22 protein-coding genes and 1 pseudogene are annotated in these 25412 nt (G+C 50.9%); 8 read left to right on the top strand and 15 right to left on the bottom strand.

Features of this window, described 5'->3' with window-relative positions; all coding sequences use genetic code 11:
* Positions 1 to 21: 21 nt before the first annotated feature.
* From nadA to A7C91_RS10775, 6 genes are all read right to left on the bottom strand, one after another.
* Positions 22 to 933, bottom strand: coding sequence for a quinolinate synthase NadA (nadA, locus tag A7C91_RS05350; protein ID WP_199920129.1), 912 nt, complete (start codon positions 931 to 933; stop codon positions 22 to 24).
* A gap of 42 nt (positions 934 to 975) precedes the next feature.
* Positions 976 to 2163, bottom strand: coding sequence for a TIGR00529 family membrane protein (locus A7C91_RS05345; RefSeq protein WP_068665567.1), 1188 nt, complete (start codon positions 2161 to 2163; stop codon positions 976 to 978).
* 50 nt (positions 2164 to 2213) lie between these two features.
* Positions 2214 to 3611 (bottom strand): L-aspartate oxidase, encoded by a 1398-nt coding sequence (locus tag A7C91_RS05340; protein WP_068665565.1) that lies wholly within the window; start codon positions 3609 to 3611, stop codon positions 2214 to 2216.
* Positions 3612 to 3642: 31 nt separating this feature from the next.
* Positions 3643 to 4056 carry a hypothetical protein gene (locus tag A7C91_RS05335; protein WP_068665555.1) on the bottom strand — a complete coding sequence of 138 codons (414 nt, stop codon included), beginning with the start codon at positions 4054 to 4056 and terminating at the stop codon, positions 3643 to 3645.
* Between the two features lie 68 nt (positions 4057 to 4124).
* Entirely contained in the window at positions 4125 to 4421 is a 297-nt protein-coding gene (locus A7C91_RS05330; RefSeq protein ID WP_199919975.1) for a PEP-utilizing enzyme, read from the bottom strand.
* A 136-nt stretch (positions 4422 to 4557) separates the two neighbouring features.
* Positions 4558 to 4923, bottom strand: coding sequence for a PEP/pyruvate-binding domain-containing protein (locus A7C91_RS10775; protein ID WP_199919974.1), 366 nt, complete (start codon positions 4921 to 4923; stop codon positions 4558 to 4560).
* A gap of 8 nt (positions 4924 to 4931) precedes the next feature.
* Between A7C91_RS10775 and A7C91_RS11725 the strand changes: the two genes are divergently transcribed.
* The 4 genes from A7C91_RS11725 to A7C91_RS05310 all read left to right on the top strand — a co-directional run bounded on the left by A7C91_RS11725 (position 4932) and on the right by A7C91_RS05310 (position 6842).
* Entirely contained in the window at positions 4932 to 5234 is a 303-nt protein-coding gene (locus A7C91_RS11725) for a hypothetical protein (RefSeq protein WP_234394302.1), read from the top strand.
* A gap of 332 nt (positions 5235 to 5566) precedes the next feature.
* Positions 5567 to 5728: a hypothetical protein gene (locus A7C91_RS11720; protein WP_234394301.1), complete on the top strand. Its 162-nt coding sequence runs from the start codon at positions 5567 to 5569 to the stop codon at positions 5726 to 5728.
* A 10-nt stretch (positions 5729 to 5738) separates the two neighbouring features.
* On the top strand, positions 5739 to 6014 hold the full coding sequence (locus tag A7C91_RS05315; RefSeq protein ID WP_068665549.1) for a helix-turn-helix transcriptional regulator: 276 nt from the start codon (positions 5739 to 5741) through the stop codon (positions 6012 to 6014).
* Positions 6015 to 6842, top strand: coding sequence for an ATP-binding cassette domain-containing protein (locus tag A7C91_RS05310; RefSeq protein WP_068665548.1), 828 nt, complete (start codon positions 6015 to 6017; stop codon positions 6840 to 6842).
* Here A7C91_RS05310 and guaB read toward each other — a convergent pair.
* Positions 6805 to 8265: an IMP dehydrogenase gene (guaB, locus tag A7C91_RS05305; RefSeq protein WP_068665547.1), complete on the bottom strand. Its 1461-nt coding sequence runs from the start codon at positions 8263 to 8265 to the stop codon at positions 6805 to 6807. The two genes, A7C91_RS05310 and guaB, sit on opposite strands and share 38 nt — an antisense overlap.
* A 438-nt stretch (positions 8266 to 8703) precedes the next feature.
* Here guaB and A7C91_RS05300 point away from each other — a divergent pair, with 438 nt between their 5' ends.
* The 3 genes from A7C91_RS05300 (at position 8704) to taw3 (ending at position 11701) form a co-directional block, all read left to right on the top strand.
* Entirely contained in the window at positions 8704 to 8988 is a 285-nt protein-coding gene (locus tag A7C91_RS05300; RefSeq protein ID WP_394326651.1) for a hypothetical protein, read from the top strand.
* A 133-nt stretch (positions 8989 to 9121) separates the two neighbouring features.
* Positions 9122 to 11104 carry an IGHMBP2 family helicase gene (locus A7C91_RS05295; RefSeq protein WP_068665545.1) on the top strand — a complete coding sequence of 661 codons (1983 nt, stop codon included), beginning with the start codon at positions 9122 to 9124 and terminating at the stop codon, positions 11102 to 11104.
* Positions 11105 to 11110: 6 nt separating this feature from the next.
* Positions 11111 to 11701: a tRNA(Phe) 7-((3-amino-3-carboxypropyl)-4-demethylwyosine(37)-N(4))-methyltransferase Taw3 gene (gene taw3 / locus A7C91_RS05290; protein WP_068665544.1), complete on the top strand. Its 591-nt coding sequence runs from the start codon at positions 11111 to 11113 to the stop codon at positions 11699 to 11701.
* Between the two features lie 4 nt (positions 11702 to 11705).
* Here the strand turns inward: taw3 and A7C91_RS11125 are convergent, their stop codons facing one another.
* From A7C91_RS11125 to thsB, 3 genes and pseudogenes are all read right to left on the bottom strand, one after another.
* Positions 11706 to 11951, bottom strand: coding sequence for a hypothetical protein (locus A7C91_RS11125; protein ID WP_199919973.1), 246 nt, complete (start codon positions 11949 to 11951; stop codon positions 11706 to 11708).
* Positions 11952 to 12481: 530 nt separating this feature from the next.
* Positions 12482 to 13337 (bottom strand): annotated as a pseudogene (locus A7C91_RS05285) (DUF1464 family protein).
* Between the two features lie 122 nt (positions 13338 to 13459).
* Positions 13460 to 15094, bottom strand: coding sequence for a thermosome subunit beta (gene thsB, locus A7C91_RS05280; protein WP_068665543.1), 1635 nt, complete (start codon positions 15092 to 15094; stop codon positions 13460 to 13462).
* Between the two features lie 186 nt (positions 15095 to 15280).
* Here thsB and A7C91_RS05275 point away from each other — a divergent pair, with 186 nt between their 5' ends.
* A complete protein-coding gene (locus tag A7C91_RS05275; RefSeq protein WP_068665542.1) occupies positions 15281 to 16465 on the top strand; it encodes a hypothetical protein in 1185 nt (394 codons plus the stop codon).
* A gap of 75 nt (positions 16466 to 16540) precedes the next feature.
* Here the strand turns inward: A7C91_RS05275 and A7C91_RS05270 are convergent, their stop codons facing one another.
* From A7C91_RS05270 to A7C91_RS05250, 5 genes are read right to left on the bottom strand one after another with little or no spacing between them, the layout of a single operon-like run.
* Positions 16541 to 18466, bottom strand: a complete 1926-nt coding sequence (locus tag A7C91_RS05270) for a VWA domain-containing protein (protein ID WP_068665541.1) — start codon at positions 18464 to 18466, stop codon at positions 16541 to 16543.
* Positions 18442 to 22206 (bottom strand): cobaltochelatase subunit CobN, encoded by a 3765-nt coding sequence (locus A7C91_RS05265; RefSeq protein ID WP_068665540.1) that lies wholly within the window; start codon positions 22204 to 22206, stop codon positions 18442 to 18444. Before A7C91_RS05265 ends, A7C91_RS05270 begins: the two co-directional genes overlap by 25 nt.
* Positions 22203 to 22976 carry an ABC transporter ATP-binding protein gene (locus A7C91_RS05260; RefSeq protein WP_068665539.1) on the bottom strand — a complete coding sequence of 258 codons (774 nt, stop codon included), beginning with the start codon at positions 22974 to 22976 and terminating at the stop codon, positions 22203 to 22205. Before A7C91_RS05260 ends, A7C91_RS05265 begins: the two co-directional genes overlap by 4 nt.
* Complete coding sequence (locus A7C91_RS05255; RefSeq protein ID WP_068665537.1) at positions 22969 to 24015, bottom strand: FecCD family ABC transporter permease; 1047 nt, start codon at positions 24013 to 24015, stop codon at positions 22969 to 22971. Before A7C91_RS05255 ends, A7C91_RS05260 begins: the two co-directional genes overlap by 8 nt.
* A 2-nt stretch (positions 24016 to 24017) precedes the next feature.
* Entirely contained in the window at positions 24018 to 25148 is a 1131-nt protein-coding gene (locus A7C91_RS05250) for an ABC transporter substrate-binding protein (protein ID WP_068665535.1), read from the bottom strand.
* Positions 25149 to 25412: the final 264 nt, after the last annotated feature.

The raw sequence follows: 25412 nt of genomic DNA, 5'->3' as shown, positions 1-25412 counted from the left end.
GTAGAATCTTTCCCTACAGACTTAGCTCATCTCCAGCATCCTCTCTATGGCCCTTCTGGCTTTCTCGGCTATATCCTCTGGAACTTCAACCTCGTACTTCATGTCCCTTAGCGACTCGTAGATGTGGTTGAGCGTTATCGCCTTCATGCCGATGCAGATGGCGTCTTCTTTAGCCGGGTGGAACTTGATGTCCGGATAGAGCTTCTGAAGGCGGTAGACCATCTCCCTCTCCGTGAAGACGACCCACTCGTCGTGCTCGGGAGCTCGCCTTATCATTCCGCCCGTGGAGACTATGATGTCGGCCCTCTCCTGTACCTCCGGCTCGCATTCCGGGTGAACCATCAGCTTGGCGTTGGGGTAGAGCTTTCTTGCGCGCTCGACATCCTCAAGGGTGAACTGCCTGTGCACGTAGCAGTGGCCGTACTCAGGAACGGGGATGACCTTCTTTCCGGTGACCTTGGCGACGTAGTGGGCCAAGTTTTTGTCGGGACCGAAAATGATGACGTCAGAATCGAGCTTTCCAACGATTTTCGCGGCGTTGGCAGAGGTAACCGTAACGTCGGCATAGGCCTTGGTCTCGGCGGTGGTGTTTACGTAGAGAACCACCGGCGCGTCCGGGTACTGCTCCTTGGCCTTGAGGATGTACTCCACCTTGAGCATGTTGGCCATCGCACAGGTTGCCCTCCTCGCTGGCAGCAGGACGGTCTTCTCCATATTGAGGATTTTGGCAGTTTCAGCCATGAAGTCAACGCCCGCAAAAACTATGACGTCCGCATCAACGTTAACAGCTTTCCTTGCGAGTTCAAGGCTGTCACCGAGGAAGTCCGCTATGTCCTGAATCTCGGGCAGCTGATAGTTGTGGGCCATGATTATGGCGTTTCTCTCCTCTTTGAGACGTTCAATCTCCCTAACGAGCTCATCCATTTTCATGATCTCACCTAGAGAATGCTATGCTCAGGGGTATAAAAGCTTGTTCTAAAGCACAACGGTGATGTAAAGAAGCCCGAGCAGGAAGATGGCCAGAGCGGGAACCAGCAGCCTCAAATAGACCTTCCGGAGCTCGGCCCCGTAGTACTCGGCCGAGAAAACGAAGCAGAGATGGACAGGACTGAATAGCATCCCCATGTAGCCGCTTAGATAGGCAAGGGCGACCCTGTCAAAGCTCGTGAAGAAGGGGAGCAACAGCGGAAAGGTCATGCCGACGTAGGCGAAGCTTATGCCCGTCATCAGGCCGACAACGAAGGGCGTCACCATGAGGACAAGGATTACTGGGAGGTTCATGGCCAACATGCCCTTTGGGAGGGCCTCCACGGCCCCCGTAACCTCAAGGACGTATTTGAAGTACATGACCGAAACGAGGAGGAAGACTATCTTGGGCTGGAGGGCATGAGCAATGACCTCTTTCAGGCTCACCCTCTTCAGGTTGGGAATGAGAACCGAGAGGAAGCCGAGAAAAGCACCGTAGACCATGTCGATGCCCAGAACGATTGAAACGAGTATGATAACCAGTATGGGGTACGTGCTCTTCAGGAGGAGCTTTAGGCCGGTTCTGAAGTCGCCCTCGCCACTCCCGTCATCCGGAAGGGGCCGAATCAGCATCAGGTAGCCGATGATAGCCATAAGAACCGTCAGGGGGAACATCTTGGTGCTTATCTCCCTTATGGAAATCCCGACGATGGCGGAGGCGATTACTATGGCCTGGTACATCGGCCAGGAGTGCTCCCATATGTGCCTGAACCAGTAGTTGACCAGCGTCTTATCCTCTGGCTTCAGCTCAAACCTGCCCGCGACGGGCTCTATCATGGGGGCCGAAACGAGGGCGCCAGCGGGCATCGGCATGAGGCCTATGAGGGCCGGAAGCATTGCCAGTGAGTACTTGGCCTTGGGGAAGAGGTTGCCCGCGGCGGCCTCCATATCCTTCAAATAGCCGATCTGTGAGAACACCGAGGTCATCCCCATGATGAAGGCGATGATAAGTACGAGCCTGATGGTCTCCCAGGAGGTGGCAGAATGATAGAGGGCCACAACCGCATCGGAGGGGCTCATGCCGAACAGAAAGGCCAGAACAAGTGAGCCGACGAATATCGAGACGCCGATGTTGATTTTAAGCCAGATGAGGGCGATGATGACTGCGAAGGAGGCTATGAGGTAGAGGAGCTCCACCCGTTTCACCGGGTATGATAATGATTCGATGAGAAGTTAAATGTTTGGGCTCAGAGCCTGCACCTCCCGTCGAAGAAGCTCGGCCTCTCAAACTCCTTCCTCATGACGGAAAAGTCATCACGGTAGTGGCTCCCCCTGCTCTCCTCCCTTGCCAAAGCACACTCAAGAACACCCTTCGCGAGCAGCTTAAGCCTTCCATCAACCTCAATCCCATTAAGCTTCTCCAAGCCAAACCTCAGGCCTTCGGCAGTTCTCACTATTCCAGCGTGCTCCCACAGTATTTCCCTGAGGGCTTCAACATCACCCAGAGAGTCAAAGGTGTAGGGAACCTCTGGAACCCCGCCAAGCTTCGGCCTATCTCTCGCTATGGTTCTGGCAACTTCAAGTCCGCTCACGATGCACTCCAGCAGAGAGTTGCTCGCCAGCCTGTTCGCCCCGTGGAAACCGTTGCTCATGGCTTCCCCAACTGCGTAGAGATTCTTAATACCCGTGCGGTACCCCAGGTCGACCGCTACCCCGCCGATGGTGTAGTGGGCTATTGGAAAGACTGGAATAAGGTCCTTGGAGGGGTCTATTCCCTCCTTGATGAGGAAGGCGTATATCTGGGGGAACTTACGTTTGAAGTTCTCTATGCCAGTTGCATCGAGATAGACTCTCTTTCCAGCCTGCATCTGGTGGTATATGGCCCTCGCTACGATGTCCCTCGTGGAGAGCTCGTTCACGAAGCGCTCGCCGTCATCCGTCACGAGCTTAGCTCCAGCTCCCCTGACGGCCTCACTCAAGAGCTTGATGCCCTCCTTCCCGATGAAGCCTGTGGGATGGAACTGGACGAACTCCAGGTCCCTTGCTGGAGCACCTTTTATGACGGCATCGCCTATCAGCGTTCCGAGGTTGAGGGGCGAGCCGGAGGTGTACTTAAACAGCGAAGCGAAGCCGCCCGTGGCCAGAATGGTAGCGTCGAACTTCAGCAGCCCCCCATCGAGAAAGACGCCGTAGGCTATACCATCTCTAACGGCGAGCTCTTCGGCAAGGCCTTCGACGAAGTTCACCCCATGCTCTCTTGAGGCCATGTGGAGGAGCTTTATCAGGTGCTTTCCGGTCTCGTTCCTTATCGTGAAGACCCTGTGGAAGGAGTGTCCCCCCTCCGTCTCGTTGGCCTCAAACTCAAGACCGAGCGATGTTAGAAAATCGTAAGCCTCAGAGGATTTTGTCACGACGTTCCAGACGACCTCTTCGTCGTTGAGGTACTTGCCGGCCTTTACGGTGTCGAGAACGTGGGCTTTAGGAGAATCACCGCCTAGGATTGGAAAGGCTATCCCCGCCTGGGCGAGGTATGAGTTAGTGTTTTTGAACCCCTTTCCGATGACAGTGACATCAAAGCCGCGCCTCGCGAGGGCTATTGCAGCGGTCAACCCCGCGGCACCGCTTCCAATGATTCCAATTCTCATCCCACCACCAGGAGAAGAAAAGTGGAAGGGCTTAAACGGTTTTCCCCAGGCCAAAGAGCATGGCCGGGATGTCTCTGATTCTTTCATCGGTGTAATTGATGAACCGTTTGAGAAGGTTATAAATCTCGAACAGCCGTTTCTTGGTTTCGTCTCTCGGTTCCTCCTTTCGGTCAGCGCGGGCGAAGACTTCAACGACGTTGAACTTTCCGGCAAGAATCATCGGAGTTCCCTCTTCCATCAGTGTGTTGATGAAGTGGTAGACGTTAAAGGCCCTCTCTTTATTAACAGGGTAGAGCTTTCTAACGTACTCAAAGGCCCTGGGTATCGTTGTTTCAAGTTTTCCATCATCCAGTTCCTGAAGTGCCGTTAAGTACCCCTCCCTGAGCTTTTTTGTGAGCTCGTCTTCCTCCCAGCTCGCCTCCCAGAGATTGAGTCTCCCAAACATCTTTCATGGATTTCTGATGTAAACAGCCCCCTCATCACCGTCCACGATAACCTCGTCACCCTCTCGAATTACCTCACATCTACACCTGTGACGCACGGAATTCCGAGCTCCCTTGCTATTATCGCGGAATGAGAGAGAATGCTCTCAACCTTTGTCACTATACCAGAAGCCTTCATGGAGAGGCCGTAGTATTCAGCGTGGAGTACGTACGTCACGAGTACCCCTCCCTTGGGGAAGAGCTTTTCAGCCTCCTCAGGTGGCTGATCATCGAGAACGAAGTAAGCCTTTCCTCTTACTCTTCTAGGACCGGCTGGAACTCCAGTGAGCCTGTGCCATCCTTGTGAGGCCCTTGAGCTCTCCTTCACTTTCTTTGATTTTCGAGCCAGTACCGTTATGTCCCTCAACTGGAGGAGCCATAGGGTTCCGTCGTGGGCCCACTCGATGTCGTGGGGTTTCCAAAGAGTTCCTCAATTTCAAGAGCGGTTTCAATGAGTTCCCTCATCAAGGGGTCTTTGACCTTGGTGGGGTCGCGCGGAAGAAGGATACGCTTACCGCCCTCTTTCCCCCAACAAGCTTCTCGGGAAAACCTTTGACGAACTCAACTAATGCCTTATCTAATTCGTTTGGAGAGCGGGTGAAGAGTACTCCGGAGAGCTTTGGGTTTACCTGCCTCTGGACTACGACTGCCATCTTTGCCTCCCTGTCAATCCCGAGGCGCTTCATGTACTCCTTCACGCGCTTTGACTCTGCGCTCCTAAAAATCCGCTCAATCGCTTTGATTAATTCATCGAAGTAGTTAACTCCAGTTACGCTCTCAAAAACACCGGCAAAACTCGCAATTCCACCAACTAGCTTTGGGTGGTTCAATTGCCGCAGTGCAGGGCGTTAGAACAGTCAAAGCTTTCGTCTTCATCCAAAGGGAAGTCTTCTTCTCAAGACGTTTTGACCTGCTTTTGCAGTTCATAGGCTTAGCTTTGAACATAATCTTCATAGGCATCTTTGCCAAGCTGATAACAATCAACGCCAACATCGCTCAATATGGCACTCCAAACTACCTTGACTACCTTACTCATAGGCTCAATAATCCACAACCTCGTCTCTCTGCCGAGAGGGAGCATCTCATCACTTCGTTCTTGGAAGGGTGTTCCCAGTCCTTTACAACTCTCCGGCCTCACTAACTTCCATTTTCATTAGAATCAACGCTTGGCGAATTCTGTGGAACTTAGGATTGACATTTCTCATAACACTTGCGTACATCCTGTTTTTCGGTTTGAGAATTCACTTTAACCTCGGCGTTCTGGTCGTCATCTTGAGCGGTATCCTGCTAATTTTTGCCCTCGACCTGTTCTCAGCCGGATTCAGAATAGCAACCAAAGCCACCTAGGACCCTTTAAACTGGTTCTTCAATATAACTGCCCAGCTCGTCAGCGGGCTTTACTTTCCGCCCGATAAACTCCCCTCTTGACTCCAGCCCCTCTCAAAAATCCATCCCGAAACCTACATCCTTAAAATGGGCAAGCTCACAATGGGTGGCGGCTACTCGTTATCTCAAATCCTCCCCAGCCTGATGAACATGCTCCTCATCACGGCCATAATGCTCCTCGTAGGGTACCTCCCCTTCAGGTGGGGCTTTAACAAGGCGAGACGGCTGGGAACGCTGGGGCACATGTGAGGTGAGTCTAATGAGAGTACACATTCTCAAGGAGGAATGTGAAAACGGAAAACTTGTGTTGCTTCTCAAAGTGGAGATCGAACTAAACAATATACACAAGCACGAGCTGGGCGAGCTGGAGAGACAAATATTAGACTTCATTCTTGACAACAATGAGGTAACCCAAAAAGAATTAAGTAAGCTGTTCAGCAGAGCTAACACTTGCAGGGCTATCAGGAATCCTGAAGACATGGGATTGGTTCGACGTGAAAGAAAAAGAAGAACGTACGTAATCAGGGTGGTTTAAGTGATAGAGGCTGTTAATCTGACCAAGTACTACCTTCCTCCAATAAAGTCCCTGTTCGACTTGAAAAGCCTGTGGGACTTTCTCAGAACACCGCGGGAAGAGATTGCCGCATTGGTTGATATCAACTTTAGAGTTAAAGAAGGCGAAATATACGGCCTCCTTGGTCCGAACGGCGCTGGAAAAACTACACTCTGCAAAATCGCCAACGCCCTTGTTATACCAACGAGGGGCCACCTCTACATCAGCGGATACGATTCAATCCAAGGGCACAACAAAATCAGGGGTAAAATCTTCACAATTTTCGGCGGGGATAGGGATTTATTTGGTCTCTTCCAGTGGAGGGTCAGCGTGGAAAAAACCTTAAGTTCATGGCCGAACTGTGGAGAATTCCCAAGACAGAGGCCGAGAGAAGAATCAATGGACACTATCCTAAAACCTTCAGAGGAGATAGGGACAACAGTACTCTTGACAACCTACAACCGGAAGGAGGCTGAAATTCCGTGCGATAGAATCCTGTTGTTCAACAAGAGAAAAATATCTGAAGGAACTCATAAAGAGCTTATAGAGAAAGTTGGGGCCCTCAAAGCGGAGAGGAAAATCATTGTCAAAATTAAAGGAAAAATTAATCTCAAAGATTTTGATGGAATGGCTCAAAAAAATCGAGATTCAAAGCGATGGGAAGTGCTCGACGCTTTGTCAAAATACAACGCCGTCAATGTTCACACTTCTCAAGTTATCCTGGAAGAACCTTCATGCACCTCTGCAAAAGGGAAAAAGAACAGACTCAAAATCACTTCCCTACCGGATAGTTCGGCGCCTCGTTGGTGATGAAGATGTCGTGGGGGTGGCTCTCCTTGACACCCGCCTGGGTTATAATCACAAACTCACCCTTCTCCTTGAGCTCTTCGATGTTTGCTGCACCAACGTACCCCATTCCCGAGCGCAGGCCGCCGACGAGCTGGTAGAGAACCTCTCCAACACTTCCCGTGTAGGGGACGACCCCCTCGACTCCTTCGGGGACGAACTTGCGCGTCTTCATGTGACCCTTCTGGTAGTATCTCTCAGCCCCGCCCTTCATCATCGCTCCGAGGGAACCCATGCCACGGTACTGCTTGTATTTCCTGCCGTTTATGACGACATCCTTTCCAGGGGCTTCCTTGGTTCCAGCCAAGAGCGAGCCGAGCATAACAGCGTTGGCTCCAGCGGCTATTGCCTTGACGATGTCGCCGGAGTAGCGTATACCCCCGTCGGCGATGATGTGAATACCGTACTCCTGGGCCCTATCAGCCACCATGGCTATAGCGGTAATCTGTGGAACGCCGACGCCAGCGACAACGCGTGTGGTGCATATGCTTCCTGGCCCTATCCCAACCTTTACGGCATCGGCGAAGGTTAGGTCATCGACGGCCTTCGGGTTGGCGATGTTTCCGACGATTAACTCGGCATCAACGGCGTTCCTTATCTCCTTCATCGCCCTTATCGCTTTGAGGTTGTGGGCATGAGCTGTGTCGATGACTATAACATCAACCCCTGCCTCGTCAAGAGCCTTGGCCCTCTCCAAGTCGAAGGGACCAACCGCGGCGGCAACCAACAGGTCGCCGTTTTCATCTCTCACTGCGTTCCTGTACTTCTTCCTCATCATGAGGTCGCTCACTGTGATGATTCCGACCAGCTTACCGTCCCCATCGACCACGGGGAGGCGAGCAATCCTGTTCTCAACCATAAGGTTGAGGGCATCCTCGACGGCGATGTCCTCCGGAACCGTTATGACATCCCTGGTCATGACCTCCCTCACGAGCCTGCCTTCCTTCACAGCTATGTCCTTCTTGGTGATGATTCCGATAATTTTTCTGTCTTCTCCGACCACCGGAAGGCCGTCGATGTCGTTCTTCTCCATCAAGACGAGCGCATAGTCAAGAGTCTCGTCGGGTTCGATGGTTATAACGTCCTCGACGATGAAACGCTCGGCGCGCTTGACTTTTTTTACCATCTCGACCTGCTCCTCGATGCTCATGTTCCTGTGGATGACACCGAGGCCGCCCTCCCTGGCCATCGCTACCGCCATCTCCCACTCGGTGACGGTGTCCATAGCCGCGCTGAGAATCGGGATGTTGAGTCTAATCTTCGGAGTTATCTGGGTCGAAACGTCAACGTCCTTCGGCTCGACCTCGGTTGCCTGCGGAACCAGAAGAACGTCGTCGAAGGTGTAGCCCTTAATTGCATTGACAAGTTTTTGTTCAAATTCCCCCATAATTCGTGAACCTCCCCTTCCTTTTTAACATGAATCTGGCAGGGGTTTTTAAGGGTTTTCACATCGAGGATCGAACTCGGCCGCGGTTTCAATGTACAGCTTCGAACCAGTAGCTTTATATTTGACAACTTTACAAGTGTAGACTTTATAAACAAATGTGTACATTTGGACACGGTGGCACCCATGAAAAGACTCGCAATAGCCCTATCCTACGCGGCACCGATACTGCTCACGCTCGGCGTCATTGCCCTGATGATGTGACAAAAAGAGCAGAAATAAATGGCAGTTCGTCCGAGAGTTAGGTCCTTTTTCTCCACATTTTGTCATCACATCAAGACTATTGCCGAAAAGCCAAAATACTTCCAAACATCCTTCCTTTTGGTGATTCCACAATGAGGGGGGAGTACCAAACCCATCGCTAAGGAAAGGATTTTGAATGTGAGGGGATTTAGTTTTGAGGAGATTTTGGGTGAAATACTGAAGGAAGGCCTTTTCTGGGCGGCCCTCGGAAGGCCGTCGGAAGTGATACCGTTTCTGAGAGGCAAGCTTTTGAACAACGGGTACAGTGAAAGCACCAAGAGGGAGCTCGCGGATCTACTCAGGGAGCTGGAGATATTCTACAACCGCGTCGCCTGCTGCGGTCGCGTTGAAGAAAGGCACATGAAGGCAGTGAAATCCTTCCAAAGGGATATCATCGCAGTAATTTCCTTTGGGAAGGCTTAGCTTTTTTAACCCCCTTTCTCTACTCTTCTTGGGATGATGAGGGAAGTTTCGTCCGAGCGGTGAGGAAACTCGCATGGGCTGACCAACCCTCAACCTTTTAAGACGTTCTTCTTTCCTCCGTTTGGGAGCGAGAATGGAGCTTGAGAAGTTCATCAACCACCTCAAGGTTCTCGTAGAGTACGAGAGAAAGGCCGAGATAGAAGCTATGAGGGCAGAGATGAAAAGGCTGAGCGGCAGAGAGCGTGAGAAGGTAGGCAGAGCAATTCTTGGCCTGAACGGCAAAATCATCGGGGAAGAACTAGGATACTTCATGGTAAAATACGGTCGAGATCGGGAACTTAAAACGGAGATAGGCGTAGGAGATTTGGTAGTTATCAGCAAACGCGACCCCCTGAAGAGCGATTTAGTTGGAACCGTCGTCGAGAAGGGTAAGAGGTTCATTACAGTCGCCCTTGAAACTGTCCCGGAGTGGGCGCTTAAAGGAGTAAGGTTAGACCTCTACGCCAATGATATCACATTCAAGCGCTGGATTGAAAACCTTGAACACCTCTATGAGGGCGGAAAGAGGGCACTGGAGTTCTATCTCGGCCTAAGAGATCCAGAAGAAAGCGAGCCGGTCGAGTCTGATCCGATCGATAAAAGCCTGAACGCGAGTCAGAGGAGAGCAATCAGCCAGGCACTCGGGAGCCCCAACTTCTTCCTCATCCACGGGCCTTTTGGAACGGGCAAAACCAGAACGCTGGCCGAGCTGATAATGCAGGAAGTAGAGCGCGGCCACAAGGTTCTTGCAACGGCAGAGAGCAACGTGGCTGTGGACAACCTCGTTGAGCGATTAGCAGAATCGGGCCTGAAAATCGTCCGGGTTGGACACCCAAGCCGCGTTTCCAAACACCTCCACGAGACAACTCTTGCATATCTCATGACCAAGCATGACCTATACGGCGAGCTGAGAGAACTCCGAGTCACGGCACAGAACCTCGCGGAAAAGCGTGACACCTTCACAAAGCCCCTGCCGAAGTACAGGCGCGGATTGACCGACAGTGAAATCCTTGCGTTGTCGAGGAGGAGGCGGGGCACGAGAGGGGTATCAGCAAAACTCATCAGGGAGATGGCCAACTGGATAAAGCTCAACAAGCTCGTCCAGAAGACCTTCGACGATGCCATAAAGCTGGAGGAGAGAATAGCCAGAGAGATAATCCAGGAGGCAGACGTTGTTCTCACCACCAATGCTTCGGCCGGGCTGGAGGTAATCGGCTACGCAGACTACGATGTGGCGATCATAGACGAGGCGACACAGGCAACAATACCAAGCGTGTTAATACCTATAAACCGTGCCAAACGCTTCGTTTTAGCGGGTGACCACAAGCAGCTGCCGCCGACGATTCTGAGCGAAGAGGCAAAGGCGCTGAGCAGGACGCTCTTTGAGGGCCTGATAGAGAGGTATTCAGCCAAGGCCCAGATGCTCGAAGTCCAGTACAGGATGAACGAGAGGCTCATGGCGTTTCCGAGCAGGGAGTTCTACGGCGGAAGGATAAGGGCCGATGAGAGCGTGGGGAACATAACGCTGGCCGATTTGAAGGTGATGAGGCCAGGATTTGGAGAGCCCTGGGACTCAATTTTGAACCCAGGCGAACCGCTCGTCTTCGTGGACATATCCAAACACCCGGAGAAGTGGGAGAGGCAGAGGCGCGGGAGCGAAAGCAGGGAGAACCCACTTGAGGCGAGGATAGTGGCCGAGACCGTTGAGAAGCTCCTCGAGATGGGCGTCAAGCCAGAGTGGATTGGCGTGATAACGCCGTACGACGACCAGCGTGACTTAATCAGCTCACTCGTTCCCGAGGAAATAGAAGTCAGAACCGTGGATGGCTATCAGGGCAGGGAAAAGGAAGTCATAATCCTCTCCTTCGTGCGCTCAAACGAGAGGGGCGAGGTTGGCTTCCTGAAGGATTTGAGAAGATTAAACGTCTCGCTGACGAGGGCAAAGAGGAAGCTGATAGTGGTTGGGGATTCCGAAACTTTAAGCGTTCGTTCAACTTACAAAAGGTTCATCGAGTTCGTGAAAGCTGAGGGTAGGTTCGTTGAGATTGGAAATGATTTTAAGACCAACGGGGGATGAGGGGCCATGTTCCTATTTACCAAGAACTTCGACGAGCAGAAGGCCAGGGCGATGGCAGGCCTTAGGAAGGCACTGGAAGAGGGCAAGGTGGATGAGGACATAATTCCGCTCTTGGAGAAGATAAACTCGCTTGAGAACTACTTCACAACGTCCTCCTGCTCCGGAAGGATTTCGATAATGGAGATGCCCGAATTTGGAGACAAGGTTAACGCTGAATGGCTCGGCAAGTGGCACCGGGAAGTTACCCTTGAGGAGGTCCTCGATGCCATAGGGATGCACTCAAAGGGTCAGCTCTGGTTCCTCGTGAGGAGCCCCATCATACACGTTTCGGCGAGAACAATGGAAGATGCTGTTAGGATTTTAAACCTGGCAATAAACTGCGGCTTCAAGTATTCAAACATAAAGAGCATCAGCCACAAAAAGTTGCTCGTTGAGATACGCTCCACCGAGAGGATGGATGTCCCTTTGGGAGAAAACGGCGAACTCTGGGTGAGCAGGGAATACATCGAGAAAATAGTTGCCATAGCGAACGCCCAGCTTAGAAGAGCTAAAGGGAAATTGAAAAAGCTTGAAGAGGAGATTAATTCTGGAAGATAAAAAATTAAAACCACTGTCTAACGCACAAGAATCCAACAAGCATTCCTATAACTGTTCCGGCACTTGTTATTATCCAAGAACAGGAAGTATCAGCTATAAGTTTCTTAGCCACGATAACGATTAATCCACCTATCACCATTCCAATTGCTGTTCGAAGTACATTGCTCACTTTTGAATATACCCATCCTCCACTAAAAACTAAAACAAAAGAGATAAAAAATGCTGACGCGAACCCCACAATGCAATTCATAGACCTACCCCCCTAACAATATCAACAGCGTGGCAAGCAAGAAGACAGCACCAACCTTCTTGGTCCAGCCTTCCACGGAGGCACCCCCCAGGGTTGTCATTAGATGTAACGTTAAAATCCTTAAAAGTCTTTCTAATTACAAGTTTGAATAAGTTATGTTTTTTTTCGTAGGATATTTAATTTCCAATCGTAGCATCACGAAGAGAAGAAGATGAAAAAACCAGAGTAAAAGAATGGACAGATGAATTCAATTATGCACCATCCATCTCAAGTTTCAACATTATTGAAAATTTCAGTGGGAAGAACGAATGGGAACTAAGATCTACCTGTCGATGAATATTAAGCCCAAAAATCCAGCATTCCGACCAAAGAGACGGTTCAAAGAAAATCATTCTCCAAAAACAGGCCATCTATCAGGATATTCACATCTACAACTATCATTTCCTATCCTGTCCTCCTCAAGGAGCTCCGAGGGATTTTTGAATTTTGGAAGACTCTCGCTCAGTTCCTCAAGATTCCTAAGGGTAAAGTCAGACCTCCAGCGGAAGCTTCACGTACTCAAGAACACTCCCGCGGCTCTTCTTTGTCTCAACGTGCTCCACTAAGCCTTTGAACCCTCCGCCGGCGAGGCCATCCGCTATTATCGCGCTCCCCTGGGCGGCTTCCTTAGCCCTACCCTCAAGACCCCTCTGCTTGACAACGGGAAGTCCAAAGCGCTCCTCGAAGAGGTCTTCCACGTCCTTTCTGAGCTCGTCTATGCGCATCAGCCTGCCGGAGAGAATTATCTCCTTAGCGTTGCCCACAACGGCCAGCTCGCTTGCAACGGCCTTTAAGAAGCCGTCCTTCATGGCCTCCCAAGCCTTTGCGAACGGTTCCTCGTCGAGCCTCTTGGCAAACTCCCCCTGCGGGAGTATCCCGTTGGCGGCTATTACCGTAGCTCCGCCCCAGAAGCATACTCAGTTCCGAACCTTTTCGCTTGGTCGTAGATACCGAGCACTGTTATCGCCATCTTGTCGGCCGTTCCCATGTCAATCTTGTTGTACTTCCTCCACTCCGGCACCGTCGGGAGGTGGATAACGCCAGGGATGAACCAGACGTTCATGCCCCCCTCAGCCATCTCGCTTACTATCTTCTGTAACCCTATGAGAACAGGGTCATCTCGAAGCGGTCCCTGTCTGTCAGCTCGCTTATGTGCTTCAGCGGGACTCCGTAGCCGGAGGGCCCGATTATAAGATCGGCATTGAAGTCCTCCATGGCCTTGACAATCTTTTCAGGTGCCTCTGCAACCACTTCACTCGGAAAGGTAAGGTCAAGCTTTATCCTCCCGTCTTCAAGTCCGATAACGTCGAAGCTCTTCGTTCCGGGATCGACGCCTATGACCCTCATGGAAAACACCCCCTCGTTTATCCCAGTTAAGAATGAAATGTTCTTTAAAAGGCTTGCCACCAGAGAAGCCCAGCCAAAAGTCGGGAGAACAGAAAAGGTAGAAGAGCTAAAGCTCAAAGCCTTCAGTCGAGGTCGCTGCCGAAGTCGTCGCCGCCCTTGTCTCCCTTGTCCTTCTCAAGCTTGCTGGCGGCGATGACGTCATCTATGCGGAGTATCATTATTGCCGCCTCGCTGGCGCTCTTGATGGCCTGCTTGGTGACCCTGAGCGGAGCAATGACACCCTTCTCCATCATGTCGGCCGGCTCGCCCTCGAAGACGTCGACACCGATGGTCGGGCCCTTCTCCTTGTGGGCGGCGATGACCTTAACGAGGGTCTCGACCGGATCAAGGCCAGCGTTCTCGGCGAGGGTCCTCGGGATGACCTTGAGCGCCTCAGCGAAGGCCTCGATGGCGAGCTGCTCCTTGCCGCCAACCTCCTTGGCGTACTCGTCGAGCCTGATGGCGAGCTCGATCTCCGGGGCACCGCCGGCAGCGACGATCCTGCCGTCCTCGACGATGTCCTTGGCGACCTTGACGGCATCCTCAAGGGCCCTCTCAACCTCGTCGACGACGTGCTCGGTACCACCCCTGATGAGGATTGTTACTGCCTTTGGATTCTTGCAGCCCTCGACGAAGATCATGTTCTCTCCGGCAACTTTCCTCTGCTCGACAAGCTCGGCCTCACCGAGGTCTTCGCTGGTGAGGTCGCGGATGTTGGTGACTATCTTGGCACCGGTGGCCTTGGCGAGTTTCTCCATGTCGCTCTTCTTGACGCGCCTGACGGCGAGAATGCCGTACTTGGCGAGGTAGTGCTGGGCAAGGTCATCAATACCCTTCTGGACGAAGACGACGTTGGCGCCGACCTCCTTGATCTTGTCGACCATCTCGCGGAGCATGCGCTCCTCCTGCTCGAGGAAGGCCTGGAGCTGCTCTGGGCTGGTGATCCTTATCTCGGCGTCGGTCTCGGTCTCCTTGACCTCGAGGGCGTCGTTGATGAGGGCTATCTTAGCGTTCTCAACCCTCTTGGGCATGCCTGGGTGAACGACCTCCTTGTCGATGACGACACCCCTAATGAGCTGAGTCTCCTTGACGCTGCCACCCTCCTTCTTCTCGAACTTGATGTTGTCGAGGTCGACCTTGTACTTGTCGCCGACCTTCTCGGCGACCTGCTTGACGGCCTCGACGGCAATTTCGGCGAGGTACTCTCTTTCCTCCTCGGCGGCCTTACCGGTAATTGAGGTGACCGCGGCCTTCTTGAGGATCTCCTTGTCCTCGACGTCAACGTCCTTGGAGATCTCGTCGAGGATCTGCTGGGCCTTCTCGGCAGCTAAAGCATAACCCTTGATGACAATGCTCGGGTGGATGTTCTGGTCAAGAAGCTCCTCGGCCTTCCTAAGAAGCTCGCCAGCGATGACGACAGCAGTGGTGGTACCGTCACCGGCCTCCTTATCCTGAGTCTTAGCAACCTCAACCATCATCTTAGCAGCAGGGTGCTGAATGTCCATCTCGTCAAGGATGGTGGCACCGTCATTGGTGATGACGATGTCGCCGAGGCTGTCGACGAGCATCTTGTCCATGCCCTTCGGACCGAGGGTGGTCCTGATGGTCTCGGCAACAATCCTCGCGGCGAGGATGTTAAGCCTCTGGGCGTCCCTTCCAACGTACCTCTGGGTCCCCTCAGGCAGAATAACAACCGGCTGTCCAGTGAGCTGGGCCATCTCCCCTCACCCCCACCCGTTCTCTTTTTTATTGTTGGGAGACTTTTAGTTACAATTAGTGTATCCATTTTATCGTTCCTTAGGGCTATTTATAAATTTTTCGGTATAGCTTAGTAGCATCTATAGTAAAAGATTATATAAAAATAATATTTCATATACAACGTGAAGATTCGGAGGTGAAATTCTATGATAAAAAAGAAAATCTTTAACATACTATTGGGGTTACTTGTAATAGGACTTGTAGCTGTGGGCGCTTTTACCTCCGAACATTCACCCCAAAATGCCGGGACAGAAAAGCCGATAAAGAATACCGTACCTGTTTATTATCTCGGTCGCGATCTTTATGGCGTCTTTGAAACTATCCATCCCTTCCAGAACGGGATTCCCAAAGAAGCGCACATACTAATCGTTGATGGGCCCTATGTTGCCGAACATCCTGAGACTAAGGAAAGCATAAAAGACGAACTTCTTAGAGGGATTCCCGTAATAGTGGTGAATGGACACACAGAAGTCATAAAGTCACTACTTCCTCACCAGTTCAAACCTGAGATTATTAGTGGCAAAACACCTGATGGCAGGCCAATAAAAGGAGAGAAAGTCTACGGTTACATAGTGTATCCCATAAGTGAGGGCGTACTTGTGACAAAGGTATTTATTTCACCAGATCCTGGAAGAAGAGCCGTAGAAGAAGCATACAGATGGGCAGTTCGCAACATGCCCCCCAACGCAGGAACTATTGATGTGAGCATAGAGTCCACTGGGGAGTGGACTCAGATATACCAGCTGGATTTCTCTACTGTTGATCTCTGGGAACCCTACGGTAGGTTAAACGTTAGATCATTATATTATAAACTCTCCAACGATGGTTCGTATACCTACGACTGGTACAGCGTTCACGTTAGGCAGCAGTCTGTTCCGGGAGAGTATCTCTGGGACTCCAGCTGGAAAACTGCTGATATGTACACGTGGATCGACGCTGACTATTATAACAGTGACTACTTCCTTTCAGACTATGCTCCCACCACAACCGTTGGCTCCACCACAGTTGGGGTTTCAATTGGCGTCTCCGCAGGTGAAGATGGTGCATCAATCTCCGCCTCGCTTTCTTGGAGCTATACTCTACCTGATGTCGTCGTATATGATCAAAGCGACTACTACCTAGAGCTGGCTAAATGGTGGCATAACGTTGACGAAGGTGCACCCGTGGGCTCTTCAACCTACCAGATAGAGCCAGGCGCAACGATTCGGGTCCCCCAAGGCTCTCCCATGGACTGGGTGGAACACTATGGGGCAAAGTATGGGAAAAAGACCCTGTTTTGGTGGGACTACACCACTGAAGGATACGTGGAGTTCCATATTTACAGTGGATGAAGTATTTCCCTTTTCTACTTTGTTTTAGAGACGATTCTATTGAGATACTAAAAAAACTGATGGCTTTTAGGCAGACTAAACTTTGTGTACCTTCGCCCCCACAACCTGCTCCAGGATGGGGACGTAGGACAGGCCCGGGTTTATCCCCCTCCCTCTCGTGTCATAAATTATAAGCCCAATATCCTTCTTTTTCAATGCTTTCGCTAATTCAACTATTTCCTCCTTAATCCTCTTTCCAAAAAGTGGAACGTTGGCCTTTCCGTCAGTTATCAAGAATGCCCTAACTTTCAAGGACTTGTCTTTTCTCCTCTCATGTTCAGCAAGCAGAAGAAGATTATAGAGGGCAGAGCTTAAAGGTGTTCTGCCCCCAGTTGGAACGCTCTCTATTTTCTCGAGCACCTCCCAGTAGTTCTTTGTAGGTGGGACAAATATTTCCGCCTGATTACCTTTTGCGACTATCAAAGCTACCTTTGACTTTTTGATGTAGCCGTTCTCAACCAGCTTTTCCGCTATTCCCTTCGCGATGCTTATCCTCTTCTGCACGGCCATGCTTCCGCTCGAATCCAAGAGCAAAACCCAGAGTGTTGGTGCCTTTGCCTTCCTGACCCTAACGCGAAGGTCGTTTAAATCAAGCTTTATTGGAGGCTTTTTTCCATTCAACACCGCCCAGACCAGAGAGCTGTAAAAATCAACGTCCTTAATTTTGCCGTTGGCCGGCGGAAGATACGAAACTGGAACGCCCTTGGGGAAGTTTACCACTGTAACGCTGACGTCCCTTGAGGAGCGGTATCCCATGAATTCGCTTCCATCAAAGTTTTTGCTCTCTATCCTTGGGATTCTAACTTCACTTGAACGAAAATTCTGCTCCAAATTCCCGATCCCCTGACTTCGAGACTCCTGGTTTCTCCTTTCACTTTTTTCTTCCTTCTTGTGCTCATGCCTGTGATCGTGTTTATGATCGTGATCCTGCTTGCTATCGTCCTTAGGCTTTGGGGGCCCCATCTGGGGTGGCTTTTGGAACGGTCTGTCCCTCAGGCGGTGCGGTAAAGCCAATTCCATAGCTTTTTCTAAGTCTTCCAGTGAGACCCTTCTCCTTCCATTTAGGGCAGCTATCGCTTTGGCTGTCTTTATCGTGGCTATCTCAGCTCTGTTGGTTTTAATTCCCAAATTGACGACTGTTTCAGCCAAAAGCTTCAGCAAATTGTCGCTTATCTCAACCTTCGGCAGAATTTTCCTTGCCTTAACAATCCTCTCCGTGAGCTTCTTCTCTTCGCTTTCGAACTTCTTATAGAAGCTTATCGGGTCTTCATGAAACTCTTCGACTCTCTTAACTATCTCTATTCTCTCCTCGGGATTCATTGGAGCGCTTACCTCAACGCATAAACCAAACCTATCGAGGATTTGAGGTCTGAGCTCGCCTTCCTCTGGATTCATACTTCCAACCAGGATGAACCTCGCCGGATGTCTGAAAGAGATTCCTTCCCTCTCTATCGTGTTCCATCCCATTGCAGCAGCATCTAAGAGTGAATCGGCTATGTAGTCATCCAGGAGGTTCACCTCATCGATGTAAAGCACGTTTCTGTTTGCTTCTGCCAAAATTCCAGGCTGTAATGCCTTTCTTCCTTCTTTTAAAAATCTCTCGACATCAACGGTTCCAACGAGCCTGTCTATTGTAACGCTTAAGGGCAGGTCCACAACGCGCATCTTCCTCTTTGCTACCGGTAACTCTTCTCCCCGCTCATACCTCTCATAACAGCTGTCACACATCTCCAAAGGATTCCTCGGATTGCAGTTGAAGGGACAGTTTGCCACGACTTCAATCTCGGGCAAAACGTTAGCCAAAGCCCTAACCAGGGTCGATTTCCCTGTTCCCTTATCACCCTTAAGCAGGACACCACCGATCAGCGGATTAACAGCTACACAAAGTAAAGCTAATTTAGCCTTTTCCTGCCCGACTATTGCAGAAAATGGAAATACTAAGCGTTTTTCACGAGGCTCCATATTTTATCCACCTCCTCAATGTTTTCATTCCAGTGCTCATCGTCCCGGGCAGTGAAGATTTCAATCACTCCTCCCTGGACTTCCCCTTCGCCGAGACTTTCCTCCAGAATTCCCTCAATTTCAGAATAAACCTCCCTGAGCTTTTCAATCAATTCCTCACTCGTCTTCCACAAGCCACGCTCATAGGCTTCCATCAGCCTTCTCGCGATTTCCTCAATGGCGTAAGGATTGTGCTCCTCGAACCATCTCCTCATCTCTTCATCCAGAACGTATTTCCCTGCTATCTCGTCAAAAACCCAATCTTCAACGAGTTTCGTCGTTGCCTCCCAGCCGTATAGGTGGAGGATCTTCCTCGAGAACTCACTAGCCCCTCTGTAGCCGTGCTTCTTCATCTCCTCAATCCACCTCCCATTGAGAAGCTTTGCCCTAACGACCCTTTCAAGCTCGACTTTCATCTCAACGATTTTGGCGTCACTTATGTCTCTCGTGTCCGTCTGAACCACCTCAACGTTCTTGCCCGTTAGAGCATCAACGGCTGTCTTAAAGCCCCCGTGATATGCAAAATAGCAGCAGCAGTTCGTCGGATCGTGCTCATCGCTTATGTGGTTCCTGTTGATTATATCCACCTCCCTCAGGTTCAAAACAAATGAGTCATATGCCTCGACGCCAAAGGCCTCTTTTCCATAGGCATAGCCGCTCCACTGAACCCACACTTTAGCTAAATCCTCGTCATTCCTCCAGCCCGATGACTCAACCGCCAAATTTACTCCAGCCCCGTAGGCACCCGGCGGGGCTGAAAAAACTCTAAAGCGTGCAAACCTTTGGGCTTCTTCAAAACTCTTGCCGAGTTCAACGAGCTTTTTAATGTGCTCAATGTAGTGCTTTTTAATGTAGTTCATCTCCAAAGGCTCATCCAGCGCAACAACTTTTTCTATGGCCTCGTCAATTAGGTAGATGTAGTTTGGCAGAGTATCTCTCACGATTCCACTTATTCTGACCAGAACATCAATCCTTGGTCTTCCGAGCTCTTCCAAGGAAATTACCTCAAGCCCAGCAACTACATCTCCTTTCCAAACCGGCCTAACTCCAATCAAATAGAGGATTTGAGCTATCTGCTCCCCATCCGCCTTATAACCGTCTATGCTCCAGAGAACCTGTCCGACGCTCTCCGGATATCTCCCGTGCTTTTCTTTGTAAGCTTTCAAAAGTTTTTCAGCAGTTTCAACTCCTATCTGCCATGCTGCCTTAGTTGGTAGAGTTCTTGGATCAACTGCATAGAAATTCCTTCCCGTCGGTAAAATCTCGAATTTCCCCCTTGTTATCGCTCCCGACGGGCCAGGCTCGATGTATTCCCCACCAAGTCCCTTCAGAAAACCGTCGTATTCTCTTTCACATTCAGCTATTTTCTTTGCAACTTCAAGGGCTTTCCTAAACATTTCTTCGAGCTTTTCCTTCTCCTTCTCCTTAACTTTGAATCCGAACTTTTCAATTTCCTCCTCGATGACATCGAAGCTCTCCCCATTAAGTAGGCGCTCCAGGCTTTTGACAGCTATCTTGTGGAAGATATCCAGCAGTTCCCTGTTCGTGAACCCGTTTGTGGTTCCCAATGGGTTCTTTTTTAGTTCATCGTAATCCAGACCCATTGCCTCAGCTATAACGCGCTTAATTGAAGGAGAAGAGTAGGAATCATAAGCCATTGCTGTGGCAACGTATCCCGCTAATCTATTGGGCTCTTTTGGGGGACAGCCAAAGACGTGGAGGCCGAGGTTTATCTGGGAACCTCTCATCAGCTCAACGTAGCGGTGTATTTCCTCTACAGTCTTCTCTTCGTCTTCGGGATTCGCTATTCTCAGCCTGTTTTCCCTTGCCTTCTCAAGAATCTGCTCGTAAATCTTCTGTCTCCTCGCATCATCTCCAAGGTTCTTTGCCTTTGCATACTGGGTCAGGAGGGAATCCAAATCGTCCAGAACCTCCGCCATCCCCATTGGGGGATAGATGTGGTCTATAAGTGCTGCATAGCTCCTCCTCTTGGCAATAACACCCTCCATCGGATTTGAAACCACGTAAACGTACAGGTGTGGAATGTCATCTAAGCTTGCCTCGGGAACGCATGAGGGGGAAAGACCAACGCCTTTTCCGGGCCTGAATTCAAGGTAGCCGTGGGTCCCAAAGTGTATAACCACATCAGCACCAAATTTGCGCGTTATCCATCTGTAAACGGCCCACCACTGATGCGGAGGGACTATCCTTGGATCATGCAAAATTCTACACACCTTTCCGTCGCACCTGGCCCCAGCACAGCCGAACTTAGGCTGGGGCGTAATGAGGACGTTCCCGAACCTTATTCCCGGAACTACAAACCTCCCGTTATAGACCATCCCAACCATTTCTTTGTTCACCTTTCCAGCCAGGACATCCTCCGGCTTTCCCCAGTCCTCTATGATTCTCTCCCTTAAATCTTCAGGAAGCTCGTTGAACCACTCCAGATACTCCTCCAGGCCCACGAAGTCAATTGCTCCGCCGCTTTTGACTATCTCATCAACGCTTGTCCATCTGAACTCACTTATCGCTTTTCTCCTCAAAATCAACTGTATAAGCTCTTCACCGTTCTCCGGCAAGTCTTCGCCAACGTGGTAGCCCTCCTCCTTAAGCCTGTGCAGGAGTCTGACGATGCTTTCCGGGACATCCAAACCAAGGCCAACGGCAACGTTTGCCTCAAGCCCCTTACATGGGGGGTTTATCAGAACTATGGCGATTTTAACTTCCCTTTTTGACTTCTTCCTGAGCTCGACCCACTTCTTCACCCTCCGGGCCAGATATTTCATATGCTCTTCGTAGGGCTCCCCCACCTTGTAACCTTCAATGTTCCTTGTCCCGGATATGAAAATCGGCTCAATTGTTCCAGCAACTTCCGGAATTATTACCCCATAAACCTGAGTCATGTAGTCTACGCCTCGCTCGCTCCTCCTCCATTCCTCAAGGGACTGGTAGTAAGACCTTACTGGGGCAAAAACCGGAACGTTAAGCTTTTGCAGATTCTTTAAATCAACTGTGCCAAAGGAGATTAAGCTCACAAGGGCCTCTATAATCGGCCTTCCGTCCTTAATGAAGAACTCCTCAACAGCCTCACTTTTTTCCTTCCCGAGACCGGTAGTTGAGTCTTTTCCGTAGGTGAAGACAGGAATTACCCCGAGGCCTTCCTCTTCAAGGGCTTTGATGAGCTCTTCAATTGGTTTAAGCTCATTATAGAGCCATGCACTCCTCCAGAAGAGGACTCCAATGAGGAACCTCTTCTTGTAAACCGTTAAGTAATCATCCAGGCTTTCAAAAAGGCCCAGCTCGGGGTGATAGATACCGTGCATAGGGATCTCCTCCGGTTCTTCATATTTGACCGTTTCCCCAGATAGGCTTACCAAAAACCTGACCATGTTCCTGAGATTCTTCTCGCCCCCGAGAACGTAGTAGGTCTTCGCTTTGATCAGAACATCTTCCGGAACGTTGGTCAGGCTTTCAAGCCCGGCACATGCAATGACCTTTGCATTGCTTTCCTTGACTTTCTCCATCACTATCTCGGGAAGCTCGTGGACGTAGATGAAGATTACATCCGACTTCTCTATCCCCTCCAGCTCACTCTCACAGTTCTGGTCGGTGAGCACAAGCCCATCTATTCTCTCCCCCTCAAGTATCTCTTCCAGCAGGGGCAGGGGCCTCGCGCCGTATCCTAAGATGAAGCATATCATTGAATCACCTCCGTTTTTGGAAGTATGATCCTAAGCCCGTTGAATTCAAGGACACAGACCGGAACACCATAAACATCTTCAAGAATTTCCTCCCTCAGAATCTCATCTGGTTTTCCAATGGCCTTAATCCGTCCGTCTTTAAGAAGGGCTATCCTATCAGAATACATCGAGGCCAGATTCGGATCATGAAGGGCCATAACTGCCGATATCCCTTCCCTCCCTGCCAATCTCTTTACAATTTCGAGAACCCTGACCTGGTTCTTAAAATCCAGATGGGCGGTGGGTTCATCCAGGAGAAGAACCCTTGGCTCCTGAACCAGGGCCCTCGCTATTAACACCAGTTGTAACTGACCCCCGCTCAGCTCCGTGTAGGGCTTATCCTTAAAACGCACCATTCCCACGAGCTTAAGTTTCTCCAGAGCCTTTTGATAGTGCTCTTTTTTGGGGCTCTCAAAAACTCCAAGCTGAGAGGCCAAGCCCATGACCACAACGTCCAGAACTGTGTAGGGAAAGGGAGGATGATGGGACTGTGGAACGTAGCCAACCAACCTGGCCCTCTCCCTTAAAGGTAGGGAGTGACAATCTTTGCCATCTATGAAGACGCACCTTTCCCTGGGCCTTAGCAACCCGTAAATGCTTTTCAGAACCGTCGTTTTCCCACTGCCATTCGGGCCGAGCAGTGTTAAAATCTCACCCTCTCCCACCTCAAGACAGACATCATCAACGCTGAAATCACCGTAGCTAAATGATAAACCTCTAACCTCAAGCATTCCAACCACCGCCCGTCTTTCTCAGCAGGTAAGCGAAGAATGGAATCCCAAGGAGAGTTGTCAAAATACCAATCGGAATTTCATAGGTGGCTATTGACCTCGCCAGCGTATCGGCCAGAACCATGAATGAAGCCCCCACAGTTATCGTCAGAGGTATCAGGGTTTTATGATCAGGTCCAAACGCCATTCTAACGATGTGCGGAATCATCAGGCCAACCCACCCGATTATCCCACAGAAAGCAACTGAGACGGCAGTTATGAGGGAGATTATCACAATAAAAGCAAACTTCAGCTTCTCGGTCTCGACACCCACGATTTTAGCCTCCTCACCGAAGGAGAGCACATTCAGCTGCCAGCGCATTGAGTATATCATGAAACAGCCAGCGAGGATCACCGGGAAGGCCACTCTGACCGAGCCCCAGTCAGAGTTGGCGAAGCTCCCCATGAGCCAGTAGACGATGCTCGCCAGCTTATCGTGCTCCATAAGGAACTTGAGAAGGGACGTTAAAGCTGAAAAGAAGGCGTTGACTATGATTCCAGCGAGTACGAGCGAGACTGGGGTTATCCTCCCACCAATTTTGGCCAGAGAGGTCGTCATAAACACAGCGAGTAGGGCAAAGGCAAACGCCAGAGGTGTAACGCCCAGGCTCAGAGAGAATCCTATGGCCAAAGCAGCCCCGAATGCCGCCCCGGAAGAGATGCCCAATATATAGCTATTCACGAGGGGGTTCCTGAATATGGCCTGCAAGACGGCGCCCGAAATGGCAAGGGCCGAGCCGACGAGCATGGCCATCAAGACGCGGGGGAGGCGTATCTCAAAGAGTATGGTCTGGTAAACGCTCGGGTAGGGAATTATGACGGGGAAGGATATCTTCCCGAGGGTTAGAATTTTCAAAACCTCGGAGATGAGCTGAGCCCCTTTAAGGAGCACCATACTCACTACGGCGGAGGGAGGAATTGGATAGGTCCCTATACACAGGCTTACGATGAGGGCAAGAACTGGAGAGAGCAAAAAGGAAAGGTGGAAGGCCTTCCTCATGCTCACTCACCAGGGTAGAACGGGCTGTAGAACTTCTCAATCAGCTCGTCCCTGACCGACTCCCAGCTCTGGTAGCGGTCGGGGTAGATTATGTTGGCCATCTGGTAGAGGCCGACTATTATCCTCGGGCCCCAGTCGAGATAGCCCTTTGAACCTGCGAGGATGCCGTAGACGTGTCCTTCCTTCACGGCCTTGATTTCCTGCCACCTTGAGTCATTTTTAATGCCGTTCATGGCGTCCTCAAGCCTGTCCTGACTGAATGACGTCAGGATTAAAACGTCCGTGTCGTTGCCCCAGTAGGCGATTATCTTCTCGAGGTCGAGCTTGGGCCATTGGGTATCGAAGGTCATGTCGGAAGCTAAATTGTGGGCACCGATGAGCTCCACCATGCTCGCCCACGCGCTTCCGTTGGCGTAGACAGTGACCGGGCCCGCGATGTCCTTGGGGGCACTTATGAGGAGGGCGTTCTTCCTCTCACTCTCCGGAATCTGGGCGGCGGTTTCCTTCACGGCGCTGAGCTTCTCCTCCATCCATCCAGCCAGCTCACCGGCCTTCTCTTCTTTATCAAAGACCTTTCCAAGGAGCTCGACGACCTTCACATTGTCCTCGATGGTCCTAGCAGTGAGCGCTATGACGGGTATGCCGAGCTCTTCCGCCTTCTGTATCGTCTCGGCGTCGGCGTACTTGCCGCCGTACCAGTCGATTATTATGAGGTCCGGGTTTAAGCCGACGACGGTCTCCCAGTTGAGGCCCTTGAAGTTGCTGCCAACGACTGTCCTGTTCTTCACATCATCCGGAAGGTAGGTGTCATAGGGGACGTACTTGCCTATGCCGACTATCCTGTCCTGGACGCCGAGGACGCATAGTATCTCTGCCCAGTAGCCGGAGAGCACTATCACTCTCTCGGGCGGCTTCTCTATGGTGACGGTCCTTTCCGCGAAGTCCGTAACGGTTATCGGGTACTTGGGAGCGGCAGTGGTGGTTGTTGGGGATGAAGCAGCCTCCGTTGGGCTGGAAGAGGGCGCGGTGATGGTCGTTGTAGTAGTTTCGCCACCTATACAGCCGCTCGCCACGACGGCGAGGAGCAAGACGCCGACCAGAAACAGGGTGAATATCTTTCCGCGGGATTTCATTGTGCTCACCACCATGTTGTGCCACTGATTTCAAATCTAGTAATACAAAACCGATGGGATGTAGCTAACTTTTAACACTTTTTAAAACAACAAGTTCCAAACTTATGGTTTTTGATGATACCAAAAACGAAAAGAATTAGATCCATCCGTTCATGTGGACCTCGATGCCGAGCCCCTCAAGCCTTTCCCTGTACGCTCCACCCCTTCCTCTAACCAGGGATTTAGCACTAGTCATTGTTCCCGAGCCTTTAGAACCAAGCAAGG

It is taken from the genome of Thermococcus piezophilus, from assembly GCF_001647085.1.
Taxonomy (GTDB): Archaea; Methanobacteriota_B; Thermococci; order Thermococcales; family Thermococcaceae; genus Thermococcus; species Thermococcus piezophilus.
This window is presented reverse-complemented; position numbering and strand designations above follow the sequence as displayed.